This is a genomic window from Phocaeicola coprophilus DSM 18228 = JCM 13818 (assembly GCF_000157915.1).
Lineage (GTDB): Bacteria > Bacteroidota > Bacteroidia > Bacteroidales > Bacteroidaceae > Phocaeicola > Phocaeicola coprophilus.
This window is the reverse complement of the sequence record NZ_EQ973632.1, coordinates 363842-368522: the sequence shown is the minus strand read 5'-3', so window position 1 is coordinate 368522 and position 4681 is coordinate 363842. Positions and strand designations below refer to the sequence as shown.

The following is a 4681-nucleotide window of genomic DNA, read 5'->3' as shown; positions in this document are numbered from 1 at the left end:
CCTTTCTCAGAGAAAAATCAAAAAGATAAGGAATCCCAATTTAAACAATTATTAACCCAGGAGGGATACGATTTATAAATATTAACACCTAGACATGAAGAATATTCTCATAACTTTTCTTTTCAAGGAGGGAGCAGGCCCTGTATTTACTCTTGAAATGGCTAAAGGACTAGCTTCCAATGGGTGCAATGTATATGTTGTTTTATCCAATAAAATTTCCAATCGAAGTAGTTGGGAAAAAGAAAGTACTTTCAAAAAAGTTCATTTCATTGAAACGGGAACAAGACAGACTGCCATACAAGCAACGATCCGTTTTTTTTTAGTAGAACAATTTAGAATCAGAAAGCAATATAAAAGTATTCATTTTGATTATGTCATAAGTACATTTTATCACCCTTGGGCAAGTACACTATTAAACTGTTTTAATGGTAAAAAAATTGTTATTTGTCATGATCCGATACATCATACGGGAGTAAAATTAACGGAACGTCTAATGACAACTCTGTATATAAAAAAAGCAGATGATATCATTGTACTAACCAAAAGTTTCATTCCTATTGTTGAACAACGCTTCAAATTTTCTCTCCACAATATACATTATATGCCCCACGGAAGAATGACAGAATACGCAAAACAAGCTGAATCACATTTTTCCAATATAGAACAAGTCACAAATAAAAACATTAAATTCTTATTTTTCGGAAGAATTGAAAAATATAAGGGGTTGCATGTATTGGCAAACGCCTATAAACAATTAGTTACAATCTATAACAAAATTGAGTTAATAGTAGCTGGCAGTGGAGATTTTAACGAATATGTAAATGATTTCAAGAATCTGCCTAATACAAAAATTATAAACAGCTACATACCAGATGAACAAATACAATCTTTTTTTGATAAGCCTAATACTATATTAGTCCTTCCCTATCTAGATGCCAGTCAATCTGGAGTAATCCCTATTGCTTTAGAATATGGAGTACCCATTATTGCCAGTAATACTGGAGGACTAAAAGAGCAATTAAATGATGGGAAAATAGGTTTCTTCTGTTCTCCTAACGATGAACAATCCCTAAAAGAACAGATGCAATATCTTATAGAACATCCTGATGTTATAAAAGATGAAAAAGATAAAATCAAATCTTATCTACAACAATTAAATTGGGATGTAATCACAAAACCATTATTATCCATATAACAATCCACTTGAACATATAATATGAGAATCGGGTATATTCATTTAGATTATGGAGAATGGACCAATGGCAGTTACAACGCTCAAGAGATAGGATTAGCAAAAGCTTTTGAGAAACTTGGACATCAAACTTACATTGTATATTGGTTAAGCCATCACGATGAACGTTGTTTTTCTGAGGTAAAAATAAGCTCCAATATTACCAAAATTTATCTGCCCTACCGTTTTAGATTAGTCCATCATGTCATTGTGGATCTAAACCTGCTAAAACCTTATCAGTTGGATTTACTTCATCTTCAATCAGACAATCTACTATATGTCCCTAATGCGATAGATTATTGTTTAAAAAAACAAATTCCACACTATTGCTATGTAGGCACAATTACAAGCAGTAATTCCAATCCTATAATACGCAAGATACTAGATTATATCAGTCTGAGGAATATAAAAGCCTTCAAAAAAACATTGGTATTTGCCAAAACGCCTCTCATGGCACAGATATTGCAAAAAAAAGGAGTGCAAAATGCCATATTTTCTCCTGTTGGACTAGATTTAACCGCCATTCCCACAATAATTCCAGATAAAGAAAAATTAAAACGACAATTAGGAATACCCTTAAATAAAAAAATCATAGTATGTGTTTGTGCCTTACGACATGATAAGCATCCTTTTGATATTTTTGAGTTAGCAGAAAAACTGAATGAAGAATATCAGATATATTTTATCGGAAGCAATGGACCATTAAAAGACAGTTTTATTACTAAATTAAGCCAAAGTAAAGATTACCAAAAAATTAACTATCTAGGACAAATACCAAATAAAGAAATACATACATACTACCAAATAGCTGATTATGTGGTTAATTTCAATCCAAATGAAATTTTTGGAATGGCAATTCTGGAAGCTATGTATCACAATTGTACTGTAATAGCCATTAATGCACCTGGTCCTAATTGCATTATTGAAGATCAGAAGTCAGGTTTCATAGCCCATTCAATACAAGAAATATCATCAATCATAAAAAGTGACGTTAAAGCCTACAATGCCCGTAAAAGAATATTAGAATCTTTCACATGGGAAAAAACTGCTCAAACCTTTCTATCTCATTTTCCTAATTTACAATGAAAATTATACAAATTATTACCTCCTTTGATATGGGAGGAGCTGAAAGAGTTGCCATCAACCTCTCTCAATCAGTTACTCCAAACTATAAATATTATTTAATAGAAGTTGTTAAAGGAAATTCAGTTTTTACCAATCAGCTGAAAGAAGAACTCAAAAATTATAACATTTCCTTTTTTTGCTCGCCATTCAAAAATAAGAAAATAGCTCTTTGCCTGTTTTGGACATGGTTTATATGGAAATATATAAGAATTCAGCCCAATATCATTCATTCACATACGGAAGTTCCTGATTTAGCTTTATGGATATTCAGAAAAATTTCATGGATAATATTTTGGATAAAGCCTAAATATATTCGTACAATTCATAACACAGAGCTATGGAATGACTGGAAAGCTATAGGAAAGATCGTAGAAAAATACTATCTGAAACATAACTGTAATGTAGCGATATCTACCTCTACACAAGAGAACTATATAAAAGAATACGGCGGAACAACACCTCCCATTATCTATAATGGATTAAGAGAAGTTCCACAAAAAAAATTTCAATACCTAAAACCAAATCTTATAAACATATTGTTTGCTGGTAGATTAGAACATCAAAAAGGAATAGATGAGTTAATAAATGTAGTTACAGCACTTGAAAAAGATAAAAGATTTTTTTTCCATATTGTAGGTGACGGATCTATGAAAGAAAAACTATATACTTCAATTCAAAATCTGACTAATGTAGCTACCTATAATAAAATATATGGTTTATCACAATACTTAAATTCTTTCGACTATTTATTTATGCCATCAAATCATGAAGGGTTAGCATTAATGCCTATAGAAGCCAGCTTAGCTCACACTCCCAGCATAATAAATTCATGCCCGGGTTTAAAAGATACATTACCTCAAGACTGGGAACTATCCGTAAAAGACAATTCCATAAAGGAATTTATTCGACTTTTTACAAATATCGAAAGCTATTCCTATACATATTTATGTGAGAAAGCTTATAAATTCGCTGCTAGTCATTTTTCTATAGAAAAAATGCAGTATGAATATGAAAAACTATATGAACAACAAATCTAAAATACTTTTCATTATGCATATGCCCCCTCCTGTACACGGAGCAGCCATGATGGGGAAGTATATTCATGACAGTCAGGTAATCAATCAGGCTTTTGATTGCCGATATTTCAACCTTACACTCGCAAAGAATCTACAGGATATCGGGAAAGGAGGAATTCGCAAGTTCAAGGATTTTATCCGACAATTATGGAATATCCGGAAAGAAGTTAAGGCTTTTCAACCCGATCTCTGTTATGTAACTCCCAACGCAAAGGGAGGAGCTTTCTATAAAGACTTTGTAGTTGTAATGATGCTGAAAGCGATGAGACAAAAAGTTGTGATACATTATCATAACAAAGGAATAGCTACTCGCCAGCACAAATTTTTAGATAACTTCTTATACAGAAATTTCTTTAAGAATCTAAAGGTCATTTTGTTAGCAGAACCATTATATCAGGATATTAGTAAATATGTAAAAAGAGAAAATGTTTCTATTTGCCCTAATGGTATTCCAACAAATGAAATAATCCCTCTAAAAACGTCTCACCCAAACTTCAATATCCTTTTCCTCTCAAATATGATGAAAGAAAAAGGAGTATGGGATTTGGTGGAAGCCTGCCGACTACTAAAAAAAGAAGGAAAGAAATTTCACTGTGACTTTGTTGGCAAATGGAGTGATATTACCGAAACTGATTTTTATTCCCGAATTCAGGAAGATGGTCTAGAACAATACATTACTGCACATGGCGCAAAATATGGAGATGAAAAGAATGCATTCTTTCAAAAGACTGATCTTTTTGTATTTCCAACTTATTATAATAATGAATGTTTTCCTTTAGTTTTATTAGAAGCCATGGAACAGGGTATTGCATGTATCAGTACCAATGAAGGTGGTATTTCTGCAATTATTCAAGAAGGAAAAACAGGCTATATTGTAAAAAAACAAGAGCCACAAATTTTAGCGGGAAAGATAGAATACCTGATTGATCATCCTGATATTTGCCAGCGTATGGGGCAAACAGGAAAAGATAGATTTGACCACGAATTTACGCTGGACAAATTTGAAAACCAGATATCTAAGATTCTTAAAACAATTATTTTTCAAGATAAATAAATATCATTTGATATGAAAAACTATACTATCGCCGTAGCCGGCACAGGCTATGTAGGTCTGTCCATCGCTACACTCTTATCCCAGCATCACCAGGTGACGGCTGTGGACGTAATCCCCGAAAAGGTAGAGAAAATCAATAACCGCATCAGTCCGATTCAGGACGAGTACATCGAAAAATACCTGGCTGAAAAAGAG

General features: G+C 32.7%; 5 protein-coding genes. All 5 read left to right on the top strand.

Features of this window, described 5'->3' with window-relative positions; all coding sequences use genetic code 11:
- Nucleotides 1-94: 94 nt before the first annotated feature.
- A complete protein-coding gene (locus BACCOPRO_RS03170) occupies nucleotides 95-1195 on the top strand; it encodes a glycosyltransferase family 4 protein (RefSeq protein WP_008140852.1) in 1101 nt (366 codons plus the stop codon).
- 21 nt (nucleotides 1196-1216) lie between these two features.
- Nucleotides 1217-2317: a glycosyltransferase family 4 protein gene (locus BACCOPRO_RS03165; protein WP_008140851.1), complete on the top strand. Its 1101-nt coding sequence runs from the start codon at nucleotides 1217-1219 to the stop codon at nucleotides 2315-2317.
- A complete protein-coding gene (locus BACCOPRO_RS03160) occupies nucleotides 2314-3393 on the top strand; it encodes a glycosyltransferase (RefSeq protein ID WP_008140850.1) in 1080 nt (359 codons plus the stop codon). The genes BACCOPRO_RS03165 and BACCOPRO_RS03160 overlap by 4 nt, the downstream gene beginning before the upstream one ends.
- Nucleotides 3359-4486 (top strand): glycosyltransferase family 4 protein, encoded by a 1128-nt coding sequence (locus BACCOPRO_RS03155; protein WP_008140849.1) that lies wholly within the window; start codon nucleotides 3359-3361, stop codon nucleotides 4484-4486. The genes BACCOPRO_RS03160 and BACCOPRO_RS03155 overlap by 35 nt, the downstream gene beginning before the upstream one ends.
- Nucleotides 4487-4498: 12 nt before the next feature.
- Nucleotides 4499-4681: NAD-binding protein (locus BACCOPRO_RS03150; RefSeq protein ID WP_008140848.1), on the top strand; the 183-nt coding region annotated here is incomplete at its 3' end.

Excerpts from the sequence above, each read along its gene's own strand:
- BACCOPRO_RS03155 (WP_008140849.1), top strand. The coding sequence starts at position 3,359 with ATGAATATGAAAAACTATATGAACAACAAATCTAAAATACTTTTCATT.
- BACCOPRO_RS03160 (WP_008140850.1), top strand. The coding sequence starts at position 2,314 with ATGAAAATTATACAAATTATTACCTCCTTTGATATGGGAGGAGCTGAA.
- BACCOPRO_RS03165 (WP_008140851.1), top strand. The coding sequence starts at position 1,217 with ATGAGAATCGGGTATATTCATTTAGATTATGGAGAATGGACCAATGGC.
- BACCOPRO_RS03170 (WP_008140852.1), top strand. The coding sequence starts at position 95 with ATGAAGAATATTCTCATAACTTTTCTTTTCAAGGAGGGAGCAGGCCCT.